The sequence below is a fragment of the Streptomyces tritici genome (assembly GCF_048500665.1).
Taxonomy (GTDB): domain Bacteria; phylum Actinomycetota; class Actinomycetes; order Streptomycetales; family Streptomycetaceae; genus Streptomyces; species Streptomyces tritici.
Window position 1 is genome coordinate 6,603,912 of sequence record NZ_CP183183.1, and the last position, 18,977, is coordinate 6,622,888.

An 18,977-nucleotide genomic window follows, 5' to 3' on the forward strand; every position below is an offset into this window, starting at 1 on the left:
TGCCTGGTGTGTGAGGCTTGGGGTACTCCCGCCCGGGATCCACCACAGGAGGGATGATCGTGGGCAAGAAGCAGACGCGCCGGAACGCCGGCGCCCGCACCGGCGGCCACGCCGACCGCACCCCGCCGTCCGAGTCCAAGCCCGAACCGAGGACGCCCGCGTCCGACCCGGCCCGTGCCATCTCCGAACCGGGTCACCGCAAGGAACGGAAGTTCGGCCACAACTAGGTGAGCGGTCGCGCGGGGGCCGCGCCCCCGGCGACGGGGGCTTCGTCGCTCAGGGCGGCAGCAGCGGGCCCAGAGGACCGAGGTCGAGGTTGAGGTCCTCCGGGGTCAGGCCGTAGCGGTCGCAGAGGTCGGCCATGCGGTCGTGCAGGATCATCAGGGTCAGGCCGAGCCGCTCCTCCTGGTCCTCGCTGAGGTCGCCCCGGTCGACCCTGCGCAGCGCCTGACGCTCCATCAACTGCCGGAGCAGTTCGACCAGGGTCAGGACGAGGCGGACGAGGTCCCGTTCCACCGTGTCGGGGTCGGCGTGCAGCCGCCGTACGGACTCCCGCGCGCCCGCCTCCACGCGCGACAGGTCGTCCGGCCGGGCGGGCAGCAGCGCGAACGCCCGCTCCGCCGCGGCGGCCACCTCGCGCCTTCGGTCGCGCTCCGGGCCCGCGCCGCCGTACGTTCGGTCCGGGCCGGCGTCCCCGTAAGGCTCAGGAGGGCCGGCGTCCCCGTAAGACTCAAGAGGGCCGGCGTCCTCGTACGGCTCAGGAGGGCCGGTCATCGCGGCGCACCTCCAGCGCCCGGGCCGTCGCGGGCATCAGCGAGGCCAGCGACCAGCCGTCGTCCCCCTCGACCGACACGATGACGGCACGCAGCGAGACGCGCACCAGATCGATGTCGGCGATCGACAGGACCAGGTCCCCGGTCAGCACCACACCCCCGCTGAGCAGGCGGTCCAGGAGGTCGATCAAGGCCACCTGCCGCTCCGGGAGGGGTTCGGCACCGGCTGCCGTCACCGCTCTCGCACCTCCTCCGGCGCCCCGGTCTCCGGGAGCGCGGCGAACGAGTAGGGCGCCCACGGCCCGGTGATCTCCACCCGCACGCCCCGCAGGCCGTCCGCCGCGTCCCGCACCCGCTCGCGGAACTCCTCGGAGCGCTCGCGCGCGACCAGGTACGAGTCGTTGGCCACGTTCTCCCCGGGGCCCGCGGCCAGCTGACCCTGCTGCGGCCGGTGCCGGGCCCGTTCCAGCGCCACGGCGCCGGCCGCCACGTCGATCCTGCGCACGGCCTCGGCCGCGGCCGACCGGGCCGCGCCCCGCTCCTCGCGCTCCTGCCGGCGGCGGCGCAGGTAGGCCCGGCCGGGATCGGAGGCTCCCGCCGCCGCGTCCACGTCGCCGCGGCCCTCGCCCGCCGACGCGCCGCCGGTGGTCTCGGCGTAGATCTTCACGCCCCATTCCACGTGGTCGGCCAGCCGGTCCAGCAGCCGCGTAAAGGCTGCCTCGCCGCGGTGCAACACGTCGCGGACGCGGTCGTCGTCCACGTACACGGTCGCCAGCCGGAGCGGCAGGACGGTGGTGTACGAAGCCAGGAACGCGACCACTCCGTCGTGCGCCCGAGCCACGCGCTCCAGCCAGTCCAGGTTCTCCAGGTGCCGCTTCAGGGCGGCCTCCGAGAAGTCCGCCTCCGGCACGGAACTCACCGCCGCCGCCAGATCGTCCGTGCCGACCAGCCGCAGCGCCCCGCCCGCGACGCCGTCGACGCCGCCCAGCGCGTCCCCGTCCAGGGCGGCGGTCGGGCGCAGGACGGCGTACGCGTAGCTCAGCTCGGCACCCATGAGCGGATCCCGGTCCATGAGTCAGTCCCGCCGCTCGTCGTCGGCCTCGTACGCGTACGCGGCCTCGTCGTCGGCGTCGTCCTCCGCGCGGGCCCTGCGGCGGGGTCTGCCCTCCGCCCTGTCGTGGGCGGCCGCGTCGCGGCCGGCCGAAGTGCGCCGACGGCTCCGGCGCTCCGCGGCGGGGGCACGTTCCTCCTCCGCCTCGGAGTCCCGGCGCCGACGGCTCGACCGGCCCTCCGTCAGCTCCGAGCGGGCCTTGGGGCGGTCCCGCAGCTCCCTGAGCTCGGCGCGCAGGCGCTCGTTCTCCTCCTGCAGCTCCTTGCGCCCGTCGGCACGCGAGGACAGCGCGGGGTCGTGCTCCCACCAGTCGATCCCGATCTCCCGTGCCTTGTCGACCGAGGCGACCAGCAGCCGCAGCCGGATGGTGAGCAACTCGATGTCGAGCAGATTGATCCGGATGTCACCGACGATGACGATGCCCTTGTCGAGCACCCGCTCCAGGATGTCGGCGAGGTTCGCGCCCTGCGAGTTGCCGTACGGGGACAGCGGATGGGCGGCCGGACCTCCGGCGGATTCTGATGCGGTCACGACGGAATCGACCTCGCTCCCTGGACGCGGACGCGCTGTCAGCGCCTCCGGCTACGACGGTTGCGGGGGCCTTCGTCGGTCTGCGCGGGGCCCTCGCTCTCCTCGTCCTCGTCCTCCTCGTCGTCCTCAGCCTCGTCGTCTTCCTCCACGTCCTCGTACTCGTCGTCCTCCTCGTCCTCGTCCTCGTCTTCGTCCTCAGCCTCCTCTTCGTCCTCGTACCTGTCCTCAGGCTCCTCTTCGTCGTCCTCGGCGTCCTCGTCCTCGTACGCGCCTTCCGGCTCCGTCTCGTCCTCGTCGGAGTCCTCGGTCGACTCCGGCTCCGACTCCGGCTCGTCGCGGGACACGACCTCGCCGTCGTGGATCTCGCCGCGCCAGCCGCCCGTCGCCTCGCCGCGCATCATCACGAAGGTGCGGAAGGCCTTGAGGTCCAGCCGGGCCCGGCGGCCCTGGGCGCGGACGAGGGCGCCCGCCTTCTCGACGATGCCGTGCGGGAAGTACTCCATGACCAGCAGGACCTTGGTCAGGTTCTCGCCGAGCGGGTGGAAGGTGACCACGCCCTTGGTGGTGCCCTTCGCGCCCTCGGACGTCCAGGCGATGCGTTCGTCGGGGATCTGCTCGGTGATCCGGCCCGTCCACGCGCGGCTCGACTTGCCGATCTTCACCTGCCACTGCGTCGTGGTGTCGTCCTGCTGCTCGACCTCGACCACGCCCTTGGCGAAGCGGTCGAACTCCTGGAACTGCGTCCACTGGTTGTACGCATCGCGGACCGGCACGCCCACGTCGATGTCCTCGATGACCGTGAGGCTCTTCTGGCCTCCGGTCGCCGCGGAGCCGGACGTGTGCCCGTCCTTGCCGGCGGCGCTCTTCACCTTGTCCACGAGCGCGTCCTTGGCGTGCGACGTGGACTCGGCGAGGTGCGAGGCCGTCGAGGACAGCATCTTCTTGCCGACCAGCTTGCCGGGCGAAATGCGGGCCGCGCCCAGTTTCGACGCGGCGTCGCCCATGCGGCCGCCGACGCCGGTCAGCGCCTTCTCGAGGCGGGCCTCGACGTACGAGCCCAATTCCTGCATCAGCCGGTCCGTGCCGGGACCCCGGCCCGGTCGCTCCGAACCCTTGGTGTCAGTCATCGTCGTGCCTCCTGGTGCTCCTCGTGCGAGGCGCCTTCGGCGTCCCGGACGTGGAGGAGCGAGGCACCTTCTTCGCAGGGGCCTGCGTCTTCCTCTCGGGGGCCTCCCGCTTCCCCTCGGGGCGGTCGGACTTCTCCGGCGCCGCTTCCTCCTCCGAGCCCTCCTGCGCGCCCTCCTGCGAGCCGTTCCGCAGGTCCGCCGTGCGCTGGTGCAGCGTGTCGGCGAGACGCTCGGCCTTGGCGTTGAGCACCGTCGTGGCGGCGGCCTTGCCCGCGCCGACGAGCTCCCCGCGGACCTGCTGGTTCACGTTGCTCAGCAAGGGCGACCGCGCGAGCGCGCCGCGGATCTCGCCGGGCTTGATCCGCGAGCCGGCCATGGCCATGGCGAGCCCGAGCGCCAGCTTCCCCTTCTTCGTACGGCCCAGCACATAACCGCCGATCAGGGCGGTTCCGATCTTCGCGTTGTGCATGATGCTGCTTCTCTCCTCATCCGCCCCCGGCCCGGTAGGCCCTGATCTCCTCCAGGCGCTGCAGGAGTGCCTCCTCGCGCCGGGCGAACTCCTCCTCGTCGATACGCCCCGCCTGCCGCGCCCGTTCGAGCTCGACGAGCTGCTCCTGCACCGGACCGGGGTCGTAGTACTCCTGCTCGGCGGCCTTGACCACCTTGTCCAGCACCCACCCCACGCCTCTCAACGGGGCGAGGGGCAGGGCGGCGATCTCGATCAGCAGTCCCACGGCACCTCCAGGGGTCGTCTGCCGTGCGGTGAAAACGGGTCGGTGCCGGTGCCTCAGACGAAGCTGTACGGGGGCAGAGGGCCGCGGATCCGCAGCTCCACCCCGTCGGGCCCGTCGTCGGCCAGCCGCCCGGCGGTCTTGGCGAACTCGTCGGCACGGTCGCGGTCGACCAGGAACGAGCTGTTCACGAAGTACTGCTGCGACGGCTCCGACCGCTCGGCGTGGATCTGCGGCCGCAGCTCGGCGAGGACGGACTCGGCCAGAGCCTGCTGCTTGGCCTGCACCGCCTCGTTCACCAGCCGGCCGAGCTCCAGGCGGTCCTCGTAGGTGCCGCCGCCTTCGCGCGTCGCGTCGTTGAGTCGCCGGACGTCGTCGGACTCGCCGACGATCTGCCGGAGCGCGGTGTCCTCGTCGAGGATGCCCTTGACGTTGAACTCCACCCGGTCCTTGAGCTCCTCCAACCGCTCGGCGTAGAGGTCCGCCCCCTCGCGGAGGACGGCGTGGACGACGTCCTCGTCCTCGGCCGTGAACCCGAATCCCAGGGGCAGGGTGACGCCGTCGGCCCACAGCCGGTCCTGCACCGTGTGATGGGCCTCGACGTCGTCGCGCTTCGCGGTGAGTTCCCGCGTCAGCTCGCTGACGACGGCGCAGAGCGAACCCTCCTTCACCGACCGCAGCGTCGTGTCCTCGTCGCCGCTGACGGCCGGCAGGCCGTCGAGCCGGAGGGGATGCGAATCGTTCGTGATCGCGTAGACGTAGAGAACCATCGCTAGTCCTCCTCCTCGGCGTGCTTCTGCTTCTCACGGCGAGGACGCCGTCCGCGTTCTTCCTCGTGTTCCTGTTCCTTGCCACGGTCGCCGGTCAACGAGTCCGTGAAGCTTTCGATGGCTCCGGTCAGGGCGCCTTTGCTCTTGCCCCTGGCTCCGCCCTCGGTCGTCTTCTCGACGACGTCGCTGAGCTGGTCGGGGGCCTTGCGGCCGGCTTCCAGGTCGAGGCGGTTGCACGCCTCGGCGAATCGGAGATACGTGTCGACGCTGGCGACCACCACACGGGCGTCCACCTTCGCGATCTCGATCCCCACAAGGGAGATCCGGACGAAGGCGTCGATCACCAGACCTCGGTCGAGGACCAGTTCGAGTACGTCGTAGAGATTGCCCGAACCTCCTCCTCCTGCTGCGGGTACGCCGCCGCCCTGCTGCACTACAGACACGTCGGCCTCCTCCCTCCGTTTCGAGGGGCGGCTGTGATGTTCAGTCCCGGTCGCCGCTCCGGTCGACCTGGGCACGTGTGTAACGTCTGCCGCGTTCGTAACCCAGCAACTGCCCGTCCGGGCCGAGTCCAACCTCATAGGTCGCCATGACGCTGGTCGTCTCGGGCACCCGCTCGAGTTCCAGGACCTCGACCTGGGCCGTCCAGCCGAATTCCGTGGGCTTCAGGGACGACACGGACTCGGGGGCCCGGCCCAGCAGCCCTGTGAGCTGGTCGACGATCCTGCGCAGGGCTTCGGCCGGCGGGAGGCGCTCGGCGTCGCCCGTGCGCTTGCCGTCGTCCGGGTCGCCCGTGCGCTTGCCCTCGCCGGCGTCCTCGTCCTGGCCGTCCCGGTCGTCGGCGGCGTCCTCGGCGTCGTCGTCCCGGTCGCCGTCCCCGTGCTCGTCGGCTTCGTCATCGGCCTCGTCGTCGGCCTCGTACTCGTCCTCGAACTCCTCGTCGCCCTCGACATCGCCCTCGGGCTCTTGCTCGGACTCCTCCTCAGGCTCGTCTTCCGGCTCGTCTTCCGACTCGTTCTCGTCCTCGACCGGGCCGTTCGGTTCCGGCTCGGTCTCCTCGTCGTTCCTTTTCCTGCGCCGTTCCTTACGCGTGACGTTTCACCACCCACAACATCCAAAATTTCGCCTCCCCGTGATTTCCACCGTAGCTCGCCCTTTTCCGCGTCGCGCATGTTCCCGGAGTTTCTGGAAAGTGGCTCTGCGACGGCTGGAGAGAATCGACGAAGAGAGCGGCCATGGAGGTTTCGGGGATCATCAGTGCAATCGTGATCGGAACCATCATCGGCATACTCGGCCGGCTGGTCCTTCCCGGCCGGCAGCATGTGCCGATCTGGCTCACGATCCTGATCGGAATCGGCGCCGCACTGGGCGGCACCGCCATCGCCGAGGCCACGGGGGTCGCGGACACGGACGGAGTCGACTGGATCGAGTGGCTGATCCAGATCGGGCTGGCCGCCGTCGGTGTGGCGCTGGTCGACAGGGCGGGCGCCAGACGGCGCTGACGCGAGGCGCTGCAGGGAGCGGCCGTCCGGCAACGTGCCGGGCGGCCGCTCCGTGCTGCCGCTCCCGTGCTGCCGCTTCCCGTATTGCCACTCCCGTCCTGCCGCTTCCCGTACTGCCACTCCCGTCCTGCCGCGTTCCCCCGTCTCCCTCCCCGCTCAGCTCGCTCCGCCGCTTCGATCAGGAATCGAGAAGCGCCGGCGGAGAGCCGCCGATAGGTTGGCCGTCACAGGGGGCGACACGAGGGGCGACGGCCACGGGGACGTCGTCGGCGGGTGCGCCGGAGGAGTGGAGAGACGATGAGCAGGACCAAGAAGGCGGAGACGCACGCGGCGGACAGCCACGACCTGATCCGGGTGGTCGGGGCGAGGGAGAACAACCTCAAGGACGTCAGCATCGAGATCCCCAAGCGCCGCCTCACGGTGTTCACCGGAGTCTCCGGGTCCGGCAAGAGCTCGCTCGTCTTCGACACCATCGCCGCCGAGTCGCAGCGCATGATCAACGAGACGTACAGCGCCTTCGTCCAGGGCTTCATGCCCACCATGGCGCGCCCCGAGGTCGACGTGCTCGACGGACTGACCACCGCGATCTCGGTCGACCAGAGCCGCATGGGCGGCGACCCGCGGTCCACCGTCGGCACCGCCACCGACGCCAACGCGATGCTGCGCATCCTGTACAGCCGGCTCGGCAAGCCGCACATCGGCGGCCCCAAGGCGTACTCGTTCAACGTCGCCTCGATCAGCGGGGCCGGAGCGGTCACCGTGAAGAAGGCCGGGCAGACCGTCAAGGAGCGGCGCAGCTTCAGCATCACCGGCGGCATGTGCCCCCGCTGCGAGGGCCGGGGCGCCGTCTCCGACATCGACCTCACCCAGCTGTACGACGACACCAAGTCCATCGCCGAGGGCGCCTTCACCATCCCCGGCTGGAAGTCCGACAACGTCTGGACCGTCGGCATCTACGCCGAGTCCGGCTTCCTCGACCCGAACAAGCCGATCCGCGAGTTCACGAAGAGGGAGATGCAGGACTTCCTCTACCGCGAGCCGACCAAGGTCAAGGTCAACGGGGTCAACCTCACCTACGAGGGGCTGATCCCCAAGATCCAGAAGTCCTTCCTCTCCAAGGACCGCGAGGCCATGCAGCCGCACATCCGCGCCTTCGTGGAGCGGGCGGTCACCTTCACCACCTGCCCCGAGTGCGAGGGCACCCGGCTCACCGCCGAGGCCCGCTCCTCCAAGATCAAGCGCAAGAGCATCGCCGACCTGTGCGCCATGGAGATCCGGGACCTCGCCGACTGGATCCGCGACCTGGACGAGCCCTCCGTCGCGCCGCTGCTCACCACGCTGCAGCAGACCCTCGACTCGTTCGTCGACATCGGCCTCGGCTATCTCTCCCTCGACCGCCCGGCGGGCACCCTCTCCGGCGGCGAGGCGCAGCGGGTCAAGATGATCCGCCACCTCGGATCCTCGCTGACCGACGTCACGTACGTCTTCGACGAGCCCACCGCCGGCCTGCACCCCCACGACATCCAGCGCATGAACAACCTGCTGCTGCGACTGCGCGACAAGGGCAACACCGTCCTCGTCGTCGAGCACAAGCCCGAGGTCATCGCCATCGCCGACCACGTCGTCGACCTCGGCCCCGGGGCCGGTACGGAGGGCGGCACGGTCTGCTACGAGGGGGACCTGGACGGCCTGCGCTCCGCCGGCACCGTCACCGGCCGCCACCTCGACGACCGCGCCCGGGTCAAGGAGACCGTCCGCGAGGCCACCGGCGTACTGAAGATCCGCAAGGCCAGTGCCAACAACCTGCGGAACGTCGACGTCGACGTCCCGCTGGGCGTGCTCACCGTGATCACCGGCGTCGCCGGCTCCGGGAAGAGCTCCCTGGTGCACGGCTCGATCCCGGCCGAGGAGGGCGTGATCTCGGTCGACCAGTCCCCGATCCGCGGTTCCCGCCGCAGCAACCCGGCCACGTACACGGGTCTCCTGGAGCCGATCCGCAAGGCGTTCGCCAAGGCCAACGGGGTCAAGCCGGCCCTGTTCAGCGCCAATTCCGAAGGCGCCTGCCCGACCTGCAACGGCGCCGGCGTGATCTACACCGACCTCGGCATGATGGCCGGGGCCAGCACCACCTGCGAGGAGTGCGAGGGCAAGCGCTTCGACGCCTCGGTCCTCGAGTACCGCTTCGGCGGCCGGGACATCAGCGAGGTCCTGGCGATGTCCGTCACCGAGGCGGAGGAGTTCTTCGGCGGCGGCGAGGGGCACCTCCCGGCCGCGCACCGGATCCTCCAGCGGCTCGCCGACGTCGGCCTCGGGTACCTCACCATCGGCCAGCCCCTCACCACCCTCTCCGGCGGCGAGCGTCAGCGGCTGAAGCTGGCCACGCACATGGCCGACAAGGGCGGCGTCTACGTCCTCGACGAGCCGACCACCGGTCTGCACCTCGCCGACGTCGAGCACCTCCTCGGACTGCTGGACCGGCTCGTCGAGTCGGGCAAGTCCGTGATCGTCATCGAGCACCACCAGGCGGTCATGGCGCACGCCGACTGGATCATCGACCTCGGCCCGGGCGCGGGCCACGACGGCGGCCGCATCGTCTTCGAGGGCACCCCCGCGGACCTGGTCGCCGCCCGCTCCACCCTCACCGGCGAACACCTCGCCGACTACGTGGGCGCCTGACACCCTCGCCGGCACCCCGGCACGGCGCATGGCCGGCAGTGTTGAGCGTGCTCTGGAACGGTCGGCCTGCGAGTCGGTCGAGGTGGGGTCCGGGTGAGTTTCGCGAGCGCGGGAGTGCGTTCGTAGCAGAGTGGTGCGAGGTCCGGCGGCGGGGCGAAGCCGCCGGGCATCCACGCGTACGTCTGCTCCATGGTCAGCACGTGCGGTGCCACCACGCCGACTCCGGGTCCGCTGTCGGCTCGGGATGCGTTCGCGCGAGGAGTATCGCGTCCAGGCGCTCGACCTGCACCCGAAGTTCGTTGGCGGCCCTTGGCGGGAGCATGAACAGGGCGTCTTGCAGCTTGTCCCGGGCCCAACCCGGGCCGCAGCAGGGGCAGGTGAATTCCGCTTCCCATTGTCTCCATCGGCGTCTCGTGCCGTGGACGCGTACGGACCATACGCTCAGCGCCACCGCCACGATGCCCGGAGACAACCGCTCCCGTTCGAGCACGCGGACAGCGGCATTCGCTGCTCCCGACAGACCTGGGACATCGCGATACCGCACCCAGGGTCCAGCCCAGCCGCGTTCCCGCGGCCGAAGCGATGCTGGAGTTCTACGAGGCACGGCCCCTTCGGATGTACGTCATGGGCGGCATCCTCCCACAACCCAAGGTGACGGGACCCGACTGACCTGACGATGCCGGTTCAAGCGGGGGCGGGCAGTTGGATCGACGCGAGTTTGGCCGGGTCGACGACGATGTGGATGCGGGTGATCCGGTCTTCGACGACGGTGAAGGCGATGACGGAGAGAGGGGTTCCGTCGGGGCGCCAGGACATGTGGCCGGGGATGCCGTTGAGCAGGACAGGCCGGTGGCGGGCGGCCTCGCCGGAGAACATGCGGGCGCCCGCGGCGACCCTGGTGGCGCCGAGGGTGACGACCACCCCGTCGGCGGTGTCGACGGTCAGTTTCACGTCCGGGTCGAGGACGCGCAGGAGCGCCTCGAAGTCGCCGCCGACGGCGGCGGCTCGGAACGCCTGGACGACCTGTCGGTGCTCCGGGCCGGGGCCCGCCGGTCGGTCCCCGGCCCGGACCTTGCGGCGGGCGCGGCTGGCGAGCATCTTGGCCGCGTCGGCGGATCTGCCCAGGATCTGGCCGACTTCCTGGAACGGGACGGCGAACATGTCGTGCAGGACGAACGCCAGGCGTTCGCCCGGGGTGAGCGAGTCGAGCACGACGAGCAGGGCGAGGCCGACCGAATCGGCCAGCAGCGCCTGCTCGTCGGGCGCGGGGCCGTCGACGGGCGTCACCACGAACTCCGCGGACTCCTGCTCGTACGCGGTCACGGGGTGGGCCGTGCGGGATCTCAGCAGGTCGAGGCTGATGCGGCCGACCACGGTGGTCAGCCAGCCGGCCAGGTTGTCGATGCTCGCGGCGTCCTGGCGGGCGAGGCGCATCCAGGCTTCCTGGACCACGTCCTCGGCATCGGCGTGCGAGCCCAGCACACGGTACGCGACGGCGCGCAGCCGATCGCGCTGGGTCTCGAACGCCTCGGCAAGGAGGCCGGGCGGGTGGGCGGTCACGGCTTGCGCTGCTGACGGAGCGAGATCCGGTTGCCGTCCGGGTCGACCGCCTCGACGCGGACCCCGAACGGGTAGTCCACGGGCTCGGACTCCTCGAAGGCGACGCCGCGACGGCGCATGATCGCGAAGTCCTTGCGCAGGTCCTCGGATTCGAGGATCAGCGGACCCGGTCCGCCCGCGGTACCCGGCTGTCCCGCGGCCGCCGCGTTCGACGACAGGATGATCTCCACCGGGGTGTCGGGAACGCCGACGGTGAGGAATCGTCCGTCCAGCCCCGGGACGTCGATCCGCTTCTCCAGCCCGAGTCCCTCGGTGTAGAACTCCAGCGCGCGGTCCTGATCGGTGACGTAGACGGTCACGTACATGATGTTGCTCAGCATCCTGTGCTCGATTCACTCGTGGGTGCGGCGACCGTTCGCATGCGGTCGTCACCCCTCTGACGAGTGCCGGCGGGGGAAGGTAACAGCACGTGGTCCGCCGCAGTGTTGCCGTGCTCCTCGGAAGAGCACCGGGAGCCAGAGGAGGCATGCCAGCAGGGGGACCGCGGCGTAGGCGGCCATGCCCAGGCTGGAGCCCAGGTTGTCCATGAGCGTGCCGAGGACGAGATAGCCGGTGCCGATGAGCGCCGACTCCACGAAGGCGATCATCGACAGGAGGCTCGCGCGGTGGCGCGACGGCACGGACTCGTTGAACACGTTGTCGACGAGCACGGCGGTGATCTCGGGGATCCCGACCAGGGCGAGGAACGCGGCGGTGGTGACCCAGACGACGCCGAGGCCGCTCAGGCCGAGTGCCGCGGCGAGCGCCAGGAGGGACACCGGGACGACGACCCGGTACCCGATGCGCCGGTCCGCGCGGTCCGACAGCAGCGGGGTGAGGCCGCCGGCGAAGAATCCCGCCGCGATGACCACGCCGACCCAGGCGGTGCCCGCTCCCTGATCGGCGAGAGTCTTCTGCGTGAAAATGATGTACGGCGTCAAAGTCGCGTGCATCAAGCCGGACACCACGACCAGCGTCACGAGCGCCGGCGTGGCGACCCGGAGCACCGCCCGCCATGCTGTGACGTCGCCGTGCTTCCCCTCGGCTCCGTCCTTCTCGTCCACCGCGTCCGCGCCGCGGATCTCGGGCACCCGTGACATCAGGACGACCACGGCCACGGCGAGGCACGCCGCCGAACCGACGTAGACGACTGTCCAGGAAATCCGCTGCAGTTGGCCGCCGATCACGATGGCGGCTCCCGAGGTGACGGTCCCGAGCATGGTGAACCGGGATCTGATCCTGACGTAGTCGGCCGTTGCGCCACGACGCACGAGCAGGTCGTACAGCAGGGCGGTGTCCGAACCCGACACACAGGCCATGCCCACGCCCTGCCCGATGAACAGGGCCAGGAACATCCCGTAGTCGGAGAACGCCGCCTGGCCGAGCAGGCATCCGGCAATCAACGTCTGGCCGATCACGATGCCGGCCCGCCTGCCGATGCGGTCGGCGATGATTCCCGTCGGCACCTCCGCCAGTCCGCTGACGACGTAGAGCAGCGTCTGCAGGAGGGCCACCTGCCCGGCGGAGAAGCCTTGCTGGAGCAGGAAGAGGACGAATACGCCGCGCTGGAACAGCGAGTTGGTCAGCACCGCGTACACGTAGAACGGGCGCGTGACACGTCGTGCCGCATCGTCGACCGCTGCCGACCCGCTCAGGGCCTCCGTGGTGCGGGTCATCTGCGGGCTCCCTGGTGACTCGGTGATCACGAGAAGTGTCCCGCGCCTGCCTCCTGTTGGATCCTCCCCCGTCCCTGCCGTGCAGCCTTACGGTCGTGCGGCGGCGTTCCCTGCGTCGGGATCGCTGGAGAAGAAGAACAGCTTCGACTCGTCGTGGCGATCTCGATCGACGTGGAAGTCCCACGAGCAGATCGCCGAGGCGGCGGTCTCGATGCTGACCGCGATGCTCCGGCAGGACCGTACGTCGCTCACCGGCGCCGCCCTGCGGCGCGGCGTCCTCCTGGCCGGCGGAGGCGCCCTGCGTCCCGGGATCACCGACCGTCTTGCCGACCGCCTCGCCGGCCGGCTGCGAGCTCCGCTGCGCGTCGCCCCGGCTCCGCCACCACGGCCGTCCGCGGCGCCGCCAAGCTCCTGCAGGCAGCCCACAGCCACCCCTCCGCCACGGGCTCGTCCGCCACCCGCGCGCCTTCGACAGAAGACGCGCGCGGGTCCGCGCCGGCGGCAGTGTGCCGGCCCGGCGCGGACCCGTGAGGGTCAGCGGGCGTCCTCCCGCAGGAGGTCCGCGCACTTCTCGCCGATCATCATCGTGGTGATGCAGGGGTTCACCGTGACCAGGTCCGGCATCACCGACCCGTCCGCGACGCGCAGCCCCGTCACGCCCTTGACGCGCAGCCGCGCGTCCAGCGGCGCGGTGGCGTCGTCGTCCGCGCCCATCTTCACCGTGCACGCGGGGTGGTAGACGGTGTTGTGCGTGGTCCGGATGTACTCCAGCAGCTCGGCGTCCGAGCGCACGTCCGGTCCCGGCGCGAGCTCCGCGCCGGTCCAGCCCGCGAGCGCCGGCTGCTGCGCGATGCGGCGGGCCAGCTTCAGACCGAAGGTCATCACGCGCACGTCGTGCTCGTGCGTGAAGTACCGCGGGTCCACCATCGGCTTGTCCCGGAAGTCGCGGGTCCGCAGCCGTACCGTGCCCCGCGAGCGGGCGCGGGTCACGTTCGGGGTGAGACAGAAGGCGTTCTCCGACGTCGGGTAGCCGTAGCGGGCCGTGTTCATGTCGAACGGCACGGAGCCGTAGTGGAACATGAGGTCCGGACGGTCCAGGCCGGGCTGCGTGTCGTAGAAGATGCCGGCCTCCCACCACTGGCTGGACGTGGTGGTCATGGGCTGCTTCGCCTCCCACATGATCACGCCCTCCGGGTGGTCCTGGAGGTTCTCGCCCACGCCGGGCGCGTCGACGACCACGTCCACGCCGACCTCCCGCAGATGCGCCGCCGGGCCGATCCCGGAGAGCATCAGCAGCTTCGGAGTGTCGATGGCGCCGCACGACACGACGACCTCGCGCCGGGCCCGCACCGTCCGGGTGTGCACCAGATCAGGGTCCAGGTACTGGGCGCCCACGCAGCGCCCGTCCTCCAGGACGAGCTTCTTCGCCCGGACGCCCGTGCGTATCTCCAGATTGGGCCGCTTGCCCATGATCGGATGCAGATAGGCCACCGAGGACGACTGCCGGATGTTGTTCTCGTCCGAGTTGATCTGGAACCAGTTGGCCCCGCGGACCACCGTCCGCCCGGTGTTGAACGGCGTCGTCGGGATGCCCGCCTGCGCGCACGCCTCCAGCAGGGCCGTACCGCAGGGGTCGCCGCCCTTGAGGGTGCGCAGCTTCACCGGGCCGGTGCGGCCGTGGTGCTCGCCGGGCGCGTCGTTGTTCTCCAGGCGCCGGTACAGCGGGAACAGGTCCGCCGCGCTCCAGCCGGTGCAGCCGCCGGCCGCCCAGTCGTCGAGGTCCTCGGCCGGCGCCCAGAACGCGATGCACGAGTTGTGCGAGGAGCAGCCTCCGAGCACCTTGGCGCGGGCGTGCCGCATGAAGCTGTTGCCCCGCTCCTGCGGTTCGACCGGGTAGTCCCAGTCGTAGCCGGACTCCAGGAGGCCCATCCAGCGCTCCAGCTTGAGCACGTCGTCGTTGCCGACGTCGCTCGGACCGGCCTCCAGGACGCACACGGTGACGCCCGGGTCCTCGCTCAGCCGGGCGGCCACGACGTTGCCCGCCGTGCCGCCGCCGACGACGACGTAGTCGAAGACGTCCTGCCGTTCGTTCGCGGCGCTCATCAGTGGGTGACCTCCTTGGGTGCGGCGGCCGGGGACGGGACGGCCGCGTGCTCGGCCAGCACCCCCGTACGGTGCCGCTGGACGAACCAGTAGTAGGCGAAGCCGCCGAGCGCGATCGCGCCCACGAACAGGACCGCGCCCCAGCGCAGGTACCAGTGGTACGGGGCGGCCGCGTTGTAGACGGCGGCCCGCGGCCAGATCAGGTTGAGGGTCATGAACCCGCCCCACAGGACGGCCATGATGTTGACGGGCAGGCCCCAGCGGCCGAGCGAGAACTTGCCCTCGGCCGGCTGCCACTTGCCGCGCAGCCGCGCCACCAGCATGGGGCCGGTGACCAGCAGATAGGCGATGTAGATCATCACGATGCCGATGCTGGTGACCACCGTGAAGATCTGCGGCTGACGGATGTTCACCAGCAGGATCGCCAGGGCCAGTACGCCGATGATCACGGTCGGCAGCACCGGGGTGCCGAAGCGGGGGCTGACCTTCGCCAGCCGCGCCGAACCGGGCAGGTTGTTGTCCCGCGCCATCGCGAACGCGAGCCGGACCGCAGCGGTGTGGACGGCGAGCGCGCACACGGTGACCGCGATCAGCACGCACCACAGCATGGCCTTGCCGGCGGTCGGGCCGAGCACGTCGAGCACGACGTACTGCAGACCGTCCGTGGACAGCTTCTCGCCGCGCAGGCTGGACACGCTCATCAGCGCGAGCAGCAGGATCAGTCCGCCGAGCACGAACGAGGCCACGATGGCGCGGATGATGGCGCGCGGCGCGTTGCGCGAGGGGTCCAGCGACTCCTCGCCCAGCGAGGCGGCCGTGTCGAAGCCGTACATGACGTACGCGGACGCCAGCGAGGCCACGAGGAACGCGCCGAGGTAGCCGAACGACTGGCCCGAGCCGGTCCCCGCGGTGTCCGTGACGACCTCCGGGCCGCGCACCACGTTCACTGCGAGCAGCACGATCAGGACGACCGTGGCGATCAGTTCGAGGAAGACGCCGGCGGTGTTGATGCGGGCCATCAGCTTCACGCCGAAGGCGTTCACCAGCGTCGTGAACAGGATCAGGCCCGCCGCGAGCAGCACCGCGTTCGTCGCCACGTCGTACGTGCCGGTGCCGTCGCCCACGAACTGGAAGAACGAGGAGATCTGAGGCAGCGTCAACTGGTAGGCGAGGGCCACGGCCGCGATCGACACGACCGAGGCCAGCAGCATCATCCAGCCGGCCAGCCAGCCGACGTGCGGATTGCCCACCTTCTTCGACCAGTTGTAGATCGAGCCGGCCACCGGGTAGCGGGCCGCCAGCTCGGCGAAGCACAGCGCCACCATGAACTGGCCGACGAACACCAGGGGCCAGGACCACCAGTACGCGGGCCCGCCGCTGGCGTAGCCGAAGTAGAACAGCTGGAAGGTGCCGGTGAGGATCGAGATGTACGAGATCCCGGCGGCGAAGGTGTGGAAGTTGCCCAGGGTGCGCTTGAGCTCGGGGCGGTAGCCGAACTCCGCGAGCTCGGCGTCGTCGGCGGGTTCACCGGCCGTTCTGGGACCGGGCGGTGCAGTGGTCATGGTCGTCTCCTGGAGGGGGCGTGCGGACCGGTACGGGAAGCGGAACAGCGGAACAGCAGGGCATGCGTCGCGGGACGCGGGGCGTCAGGCGAACCAGCCCTGCGGCTCGGGTGCGGTGTTGCGCCAGATGTGCTTGGCCTCGCGGTACTCGGCGAGCCCGGCCGGACCGAGCTCGCGCCCGGTGCCGGACTGCTTGAAGCCGCCCCACTCCGCCTGCGGCAGATAGGGGTGGTAGTCGTTGATCCACACCGTGCCCAGGCGCAGCCGGGCCGCGACCCGGCGGGCCCGGGCCTCGTCGGAGGTCCACACCGCGCCGGCCAGGCCGTAGATCGTGTCGTTGGCCAGCCGGACCGCCTGGTCCTCGTCGCGGAACCGCTCGACGGTCAGCACCGGACCGAAGGACTCCTCCCGCACCACCGACATCCCGGCGTGGCACTCGTCGAGGACCGTCGGCCGGTAGTAGAAACCGGCGTCGTACTCCGGGCCCTCCGGCGGGGCGCCGCCGCAGCGCAGCACCGCACCCTCCGCGAGCCCGGCCGCGACGTACGCCTCGACCTTCGCGCGATGGGCGGCCGAGATCAGCGGACCGGTCTGCGCCCGCTCGTCGAACGGGCCGCCCAGCCGGATCAGCTCCGCCCGGCGCACCAGTTCGTCGACGAACCGGTCGTGCAGGGAGTCCTCCACCAGAAGCCGCGCCCCGGCCGAGCAGACCTGCCCGGAGTGCAGGAACACGGCGGTCAGCGCCATGTCGACGGCCGCGTCGAAGTCGGCGTCGGCGAAGACCACGTTGGGGTTCTTGCCGCCCAGTTCGAGCGCCACCTTCTTCACCGTGGCGGCCGCGGCCGCCATCACCCGGCGGCCTGTGACGAGCCCGCCGGTGAACGACACCAGGTCCACGTCCGGGTGCTCGGCCAGCGGCGCGCCGGCCTCGGGACCGGCGCCGAGCACCAGATTGGCCACGCCCTCCGGCAGGCCCGCCTCCGCCAGGAGACGCATCAGTTGGATCGCCGTGTGCGGCGTCAGCTCGCTCGGCTTCAGGACGAACGTGTTGCCCGCGGCCAGCGCCGGGGCGACCTTCCAGGCCGTCTGCAGCAGCGGATAGTTCCACGGCGTGATCAGGCCGCACACGCCCACCGGCTCGTACACGACGCGGCTGTCCGCCGTCGGCGAGCCGGCGTCGACCACCCGGCCGTCCTCGGTCGCCGCCAGCCGTCCGAAGTACCGGAGGCAGGCGGCGACGTCGTCGACGTCGTACGCGCTCTCCACCAGCCGCTTGCCGGTGTCCAGGGACTCCGCCCGGGCGAGCAGGTCCTTGTCCCGGACCAGCAGGTCCGCGACCCGCAGCAGCAGATCGCCGCGCTCGGCGGCCGGCGTCGACGGCCAGGGGCCCTCGTCGAAGGCCCGGCGGGCGGCCGCGATCGCCTCGGCGGTGTCCTTGCCGCCGGCCTCGTCGACGACGGCGACCAGACCGCCGTCGGCGGGGCAGCGGATCTCACGGGTGCGCCCGTCGAGCGCGGAGCGCCATGAGCCGCCGATGAAGAGTTCGGGCATGTGTCTCGTTCCTCCTGGTCAGCGCCCTGAGGCGGGCGCTCTTGCGGACGGGTGCCTCACCCGCCGGCCCGGTTCCATGCCGAAATGTGACAGGCGTCATACCTGGTCAGCGGGCAGATCGGCGGGTTCGAGGGCGAGCCGTTCGCGCAGCCATGCGTGGAAGATCCCGATGTGGTGCTCGCTCGGCACCAGCACCCCGCCGGACCGGTAGGCCCGCGACGCCATCCCCGGCTGGGTGCGCTCGCAGGCGTCGAAGTCCTGCACGTTCACCCGATGGAACAGCTCCACCGACTTCGACACGTCCGCGCCGGAGGCCACCACCTCGGGCGCGTACAGCCAGTCGCACTCCACCACCGTGCGGTCCGCCGCCAGCGGGAACATCCGGTGCAGGATCACATGGTCCGGCACCAGGTTCACGAACACCGTCGGCTTGACCGTGATCGCGTAGTAGCGGCGGTCCTGCTCGTCCGCGACGTGCGGCAGCCGGTCGAAGCCCGCGCTCCCGTCGACCGTGAAACCCTTGATCTCCTCGCCGAACTCCGCGCCGTGGCCCACGTAGTACTGCGCCGCGTACCCCTCCGCGAACTCCGGGAGCACATCGGTGAGTTCGGGATGGATCGTCGCGCAGTGGTAGCACTCCATGAAGTTCTCGACGATCAGCTTCCAGTTGGCCCGCACGTCGTACGTGATCCGCCGGCCGAGCGCCAGCTCCTCGGTGCGGTACCGCTCGATCGAGGCGGTGTCGCCGAGCCGCTCCACCGCCGCCCCGATCACCGTCTCCTCGAACGACGGCGGCTCGGCGGCCAGGCACACCCAGGCGTAGCCCAGCCACTCCCGCAGCGCCACCGTCACCAGGCCGTACGCGCCGCGGTCGACGTCCGGCATCCTCACCAGGTTCGGCGCCGCGATCAGCCGGCCGTCGAGGTCGTACGTCCAGGCGTGGTACGGGCACTGCAGCGAGCGCCGCACCTCGCCGGACTCCTCGGTGCACAGGCGCGCCCCGCGGTGCCGGCAGCTGTTCAGGAAGGCGCGCAGCTCGCCGTGCCGGTTCCGGGTGACGAGCACGCTCTCGCGCCCGATCTGCACCGTGCGGAAGGCGCCCGGACGGTCGAGGTCCGCCGAGCGCACGGCGCAGAACCAAAGCGACTCGAAGACCCGCTCCTGCTCCCGCCGGAAGATCCCGGGATCCGTGTAGCAGTGGCCGGGGAGGGTGGGCGCGAGGCTCGGGGAGAGCAGGTCAGGGGACTCGGGGGTCGTCGTCACGG

Annotated in this window: 21 protein-coding genes and 1 pseudogene; 4 read left to right on the top strand and 18 right to left on the bottom strand. The window is 70.9% G+C overall.

From position 1 onward, the window contains the following. The first annotated feature begins 59 nt into the window (after nucleotides 1–59). Nucleotides 60–227, top strand: coding sequence for a hypothetical protein (locus ACNJ93_RS30350; protein WP_418961623.1), 168 nt, complete (start codon nucleotides 60–62; stop codon nucleotides 225–227). A gap of 49 nt (nucleotides 228–276) precedes the next feature. On the opposite strand, the gene ACNJ93_RS30355 is transcribed toward ACNJ93_RS30350, so the two are convergent. Genes ACNJ93_RS30355 through ACNJ93_RS30400 form a run of 10 tightly spaced genes read right to left on the bottom strand, consistent with a single transcriptional unit; the run spans nucleotide 277 to nucleotide 5,775 of the window. Then, on the bottom strand, nucleotides 277–774 hold the full coding sequence (locus tag ACNJ93_RS30355) for a gas vesicle protein K (protein ID WP_418960659.1): 498 nt from the start codon (nucleotides 772–774) through the stop codon (nucleotides 277–279). Beyond that, the gene (locus tag ACNJ93_RS30360) at nucleotides 758–1,009 is read right to left on the bottom strand and encodes a gas vesicle protein (RefSeq protein ID WP_418960660.1); all 252 of its coding nucleotides are present in this window, start codon (nucleotides 1,007–1,009) and stop codon (nucleotides 758–760) included. The genes ACNJ93_RS30355 and ACNJ93_RS30360 overlap by 17 nt, the downstream gene beginning before the upstream one ends. Continuing rightward, complete coding sequence (locus ACNJ93_RS30365; RefSeq protein WP_418960661.1) at nucleotides 1,006–1,827, bottom strand: GvpL/GvpF family gas vesicle protein; 822 nt, start codon at nucleotides 1,825–1,827, stop codon at nucleotides 1,006–1,008. Before ACNJ93_RS30365 ends, ACNJ93_RS30360 begins: the two co-directional genes overlap by 4 nt. A gap of 21 nt (nucleotides 1,828–1,848) precedes the next feature. After that, nucleotides 1,849–2,415, bottom strand: coding sequence for a gas vesicle protein (locus tag ACNJ93_RS30370; protein ID WP_418960662.1), 567 nt, complete (start codon nucleotides 2,413–2,415; stop codon nucleotides 1,849–1,851). A gap of 38 nt (nucleotides 2,416–2,453) precedes the next feature. Further along, complete coding sequence (locus ACNJ93_RS30375) at nucleotides 2,454–3,542, bottom strand: SRPBCC family protein (protein ID WP_418960663.1); 1,089 nt, start codon at nucleotides 3,540–3,542, stop codon at nucleotides 2,454–2,456. Beyond that, entirely contained in the window at nucleotides 3,535–4,011 is a 477-nt protein-coding gene (locus ACNJ93_RS30380) for a hypothetical protein (protein ID WP_418960664.1), read from the bottom strand. Before ACNJ93_RS30380 ends, ACNJ93_RS30375 begins: the two co-directional genes overlap by 8 nt. A 16-nt stretch (nucleotides 4,012–4,027) precedes the next feature. Then, nucleotides 4,028–4,276: a gas vesicle protein GvpG gene (locus ACNJ93_RS30385; RefSeq protein ID WP_418960665.1), complete on the bottom strand. Its 249-nt coding sequence runs from the start codon at nucleotides 4,274–4,276 to the stop codon at nucleotides 4,028–4,030. 53 nt (nucleotides 4,277–4,329) lie between these two features. Beyond that, on the bottom strand, nucleotides 4,330–5,043 hold the full coding sequence (locus ACNJ93_RS30390) for a GvpL/GvpF family gas vesicle protein (RefSeq protein WP_418960666.1): 714 nt from the start codon (nucleotides 5,041–5,043) through the stop codon (nucleotides 4,330–4,332). Nucleotides 5,044–5,045: 2 nt separating this feature from the next. Next, nucleotides 5,046–5,486, bottom strand: coding sequence for a gas vesicle protein GvpJ (gene gvpJ / locus ACNJ93_RS30395; protein ID WP_418960667.1), 441 nt, complete (start codon nucleotides 5,484–5,486; stop codon nucleotides 5,046–5,048). 40 nt (nucleotides 5,487–5,526) lie between these two features. Then, the gene (locus tag ACNJ93_RS30400) at nucleotides 5,527–5,775 is read right to left on the bottom strand and encodes a gas vesicle protein (RefSeq protein ID WP_418961581.1); all 249 of its coding nucleotides are present in this window, start codon (nucleotides 5,773–5,775) and stop codon (nucleotides 5,527–5,529) included. A 503-nt stretch (nucleotides 5,776–6,278) separates the two neighbouring features. Between ACNJ93_RS30400 and ACNJ93_RS30405 the strand changes: the two genes are divergently transcribed. Together ACNJ93_RS30405 and ACNJ93_RS30410 are read left to right on the top strand one after the other, a co-directional pair. Further along, nucleotides 6,279–6,545 (top strand): GlsB/YeaQ/YmgE family stress response membrane protein, encoded by a 267-nt coding sequence (locus tag ACNJ93_RS30405; RefSeq protein WP_418960668.1) that lies wholly within the window; start codon nucleotides 6,279–6,281, stop codon nucleotides 6,543–6,545. Between the two features lie 297 nt (nucleotides 6,546–6,842). Then, nucleotides 6,843–9,221, top strand: coding sequence for an ATP-binding cassette domain-containing protein (locus tag ACNJ93_RS30410; RefSeq protein ID WP_418960669.1), 2,379 nt, complete (start codon nucleotides 6,843–6,845; stop codon nucleotides 9,219–9,221). A 684-nt stretch (nucleotides 9,222–9,905) separates the two neighbouring features. Here ACNJ93_RS30410 and ACNJ93_RS30415 read toward each other — a convergent pair. The 4 genes from ACNJ93_RS30415 to ACNJ93_RS30430 form a co-directional block, all read right to left on the bottom strand. Further along, entirely contained in the window at nucleotides 9,906–10,781 is an 876-nt protein-coding gene (locus tag ACNJ93_RS30415) for a sigma-70 family RNA polymerase sigma factor (protein ID WP_418960670.1), read from the bottom strand. Then, on the bottom strand, nucleotides 10,778–11,161 hold the full coding sequence (locus tag ACNJ93_RS30420; protein ID WP_418960671.1) for a VOC family protein: 384 nt from the start codon (nucleotides 11,159–11,161) through the stop codon (nucleotides 10,778–10,780). Before ACNJ93_RS30420 ends, ACNJ93_RS30415 begins: the two co-directional genes overlap by 4 nt. Nucleotides 11,162–11,209: 48 nt before the next feature. After that, entirely contained in the window at nucleotides 11,210–12,496 is a 1,287-nt protein-coding gene (locus tag ACNJ93_RS30425) for an MFS transporter (protein WP_418960672.1), read from the bottom strand. Between the two features lie 87 nt (nucleotides 12,497–12,583). Next, nucleotides 12,584–12,748 (bottom strand): hypothetical protein, encoded by a 165-nt coding sequence (locus ACNJ93_RS30430; RefSeq protein WP_418961624.1) that lies wholly within the window; start codon nucleotides 12,746–12,748, stop codon nucleotides 12,584–12,586. On the opposite strand from ACNJ93_RS30430, the pseudogene ACNJ93_RS30435 reads away from it, so the two are divergent. After that, nucleotides 12,684–13,027 (top strand): annotated as a pseudogene (locus ACNJ93_RS30435) (hypothetical protein); the annotation flags it as partial. The gene ACNJ93_RS30430 and the pseudogene ACNJ93_RS30435 overlap by 65 nt on opposite strands. A 3-nt stretch (nucleotides 13,028–13,030) precedes the next feature. Here ACNJ93_RS30435 and ACNJ93_RS30440 read toward each other — a convergent pair. From ACNJ93_RS30440 to ACNJ93_RS30455, 4 genes are all read right to left on the bottom strand, one after another. After that, nucleotides 13,031–14,599 (bottom strand): GMC family oxidoreductase, encoded by a 1,569-nt coding sequence (locus ACNJ93_RS30440; protein WP_418960673.1) that lies wholly within the window; start codon nucleotides 14,597–14,599, stop codon nucleotides 13,031–13,033. After that, entirely contained in the window at nucleotides 14,599–16,161 is a 1,563-nt protein-coding gene (locus ACNJ93_RS30445) for an APC family permease (RefSeq protein WP_418960674.1), read from the bottom strand. The genes ACNJ93_RS30440 and ACNJ93_RS30445 overlap by 1 nt, the downstream gene beginning before the upstream one ends. An 84-nt stretch (nucleotides 16,162–16,245) precedes the next feature. Then, on the bottom strand, nucleotides 16,246–17,712 hold the full coding sequence (locus tag ACNJ93_RS30450; protein ID WP_418960675.1) for an aldehyde dehydrogenase family protein: 1,467 nt from the start codon (nucleotides 17,710–17,712) through the stop codon (nucleotides 16,246–16,248). A 96-nt stretch (nucleotides 17,713–17,808) separates the two neighbouring features. After that, nucleotides 17,809–18,975 carry an aromatic ring-hydroxylating oxygenase subunit alpha gene (locus ACNJ93_RS30455; protein WP_418960676.1) on the bottom strand — a complete coding sequence of 389 codons (1,167 nt, stop codon included), beginning with the start codon at nucleotides 18,973–18,975 and terminating at the stop codon, nucleotides 17,809–17,811. Nucleotides 18,976–18,977 lie beyond the last annotated feature (2 nt).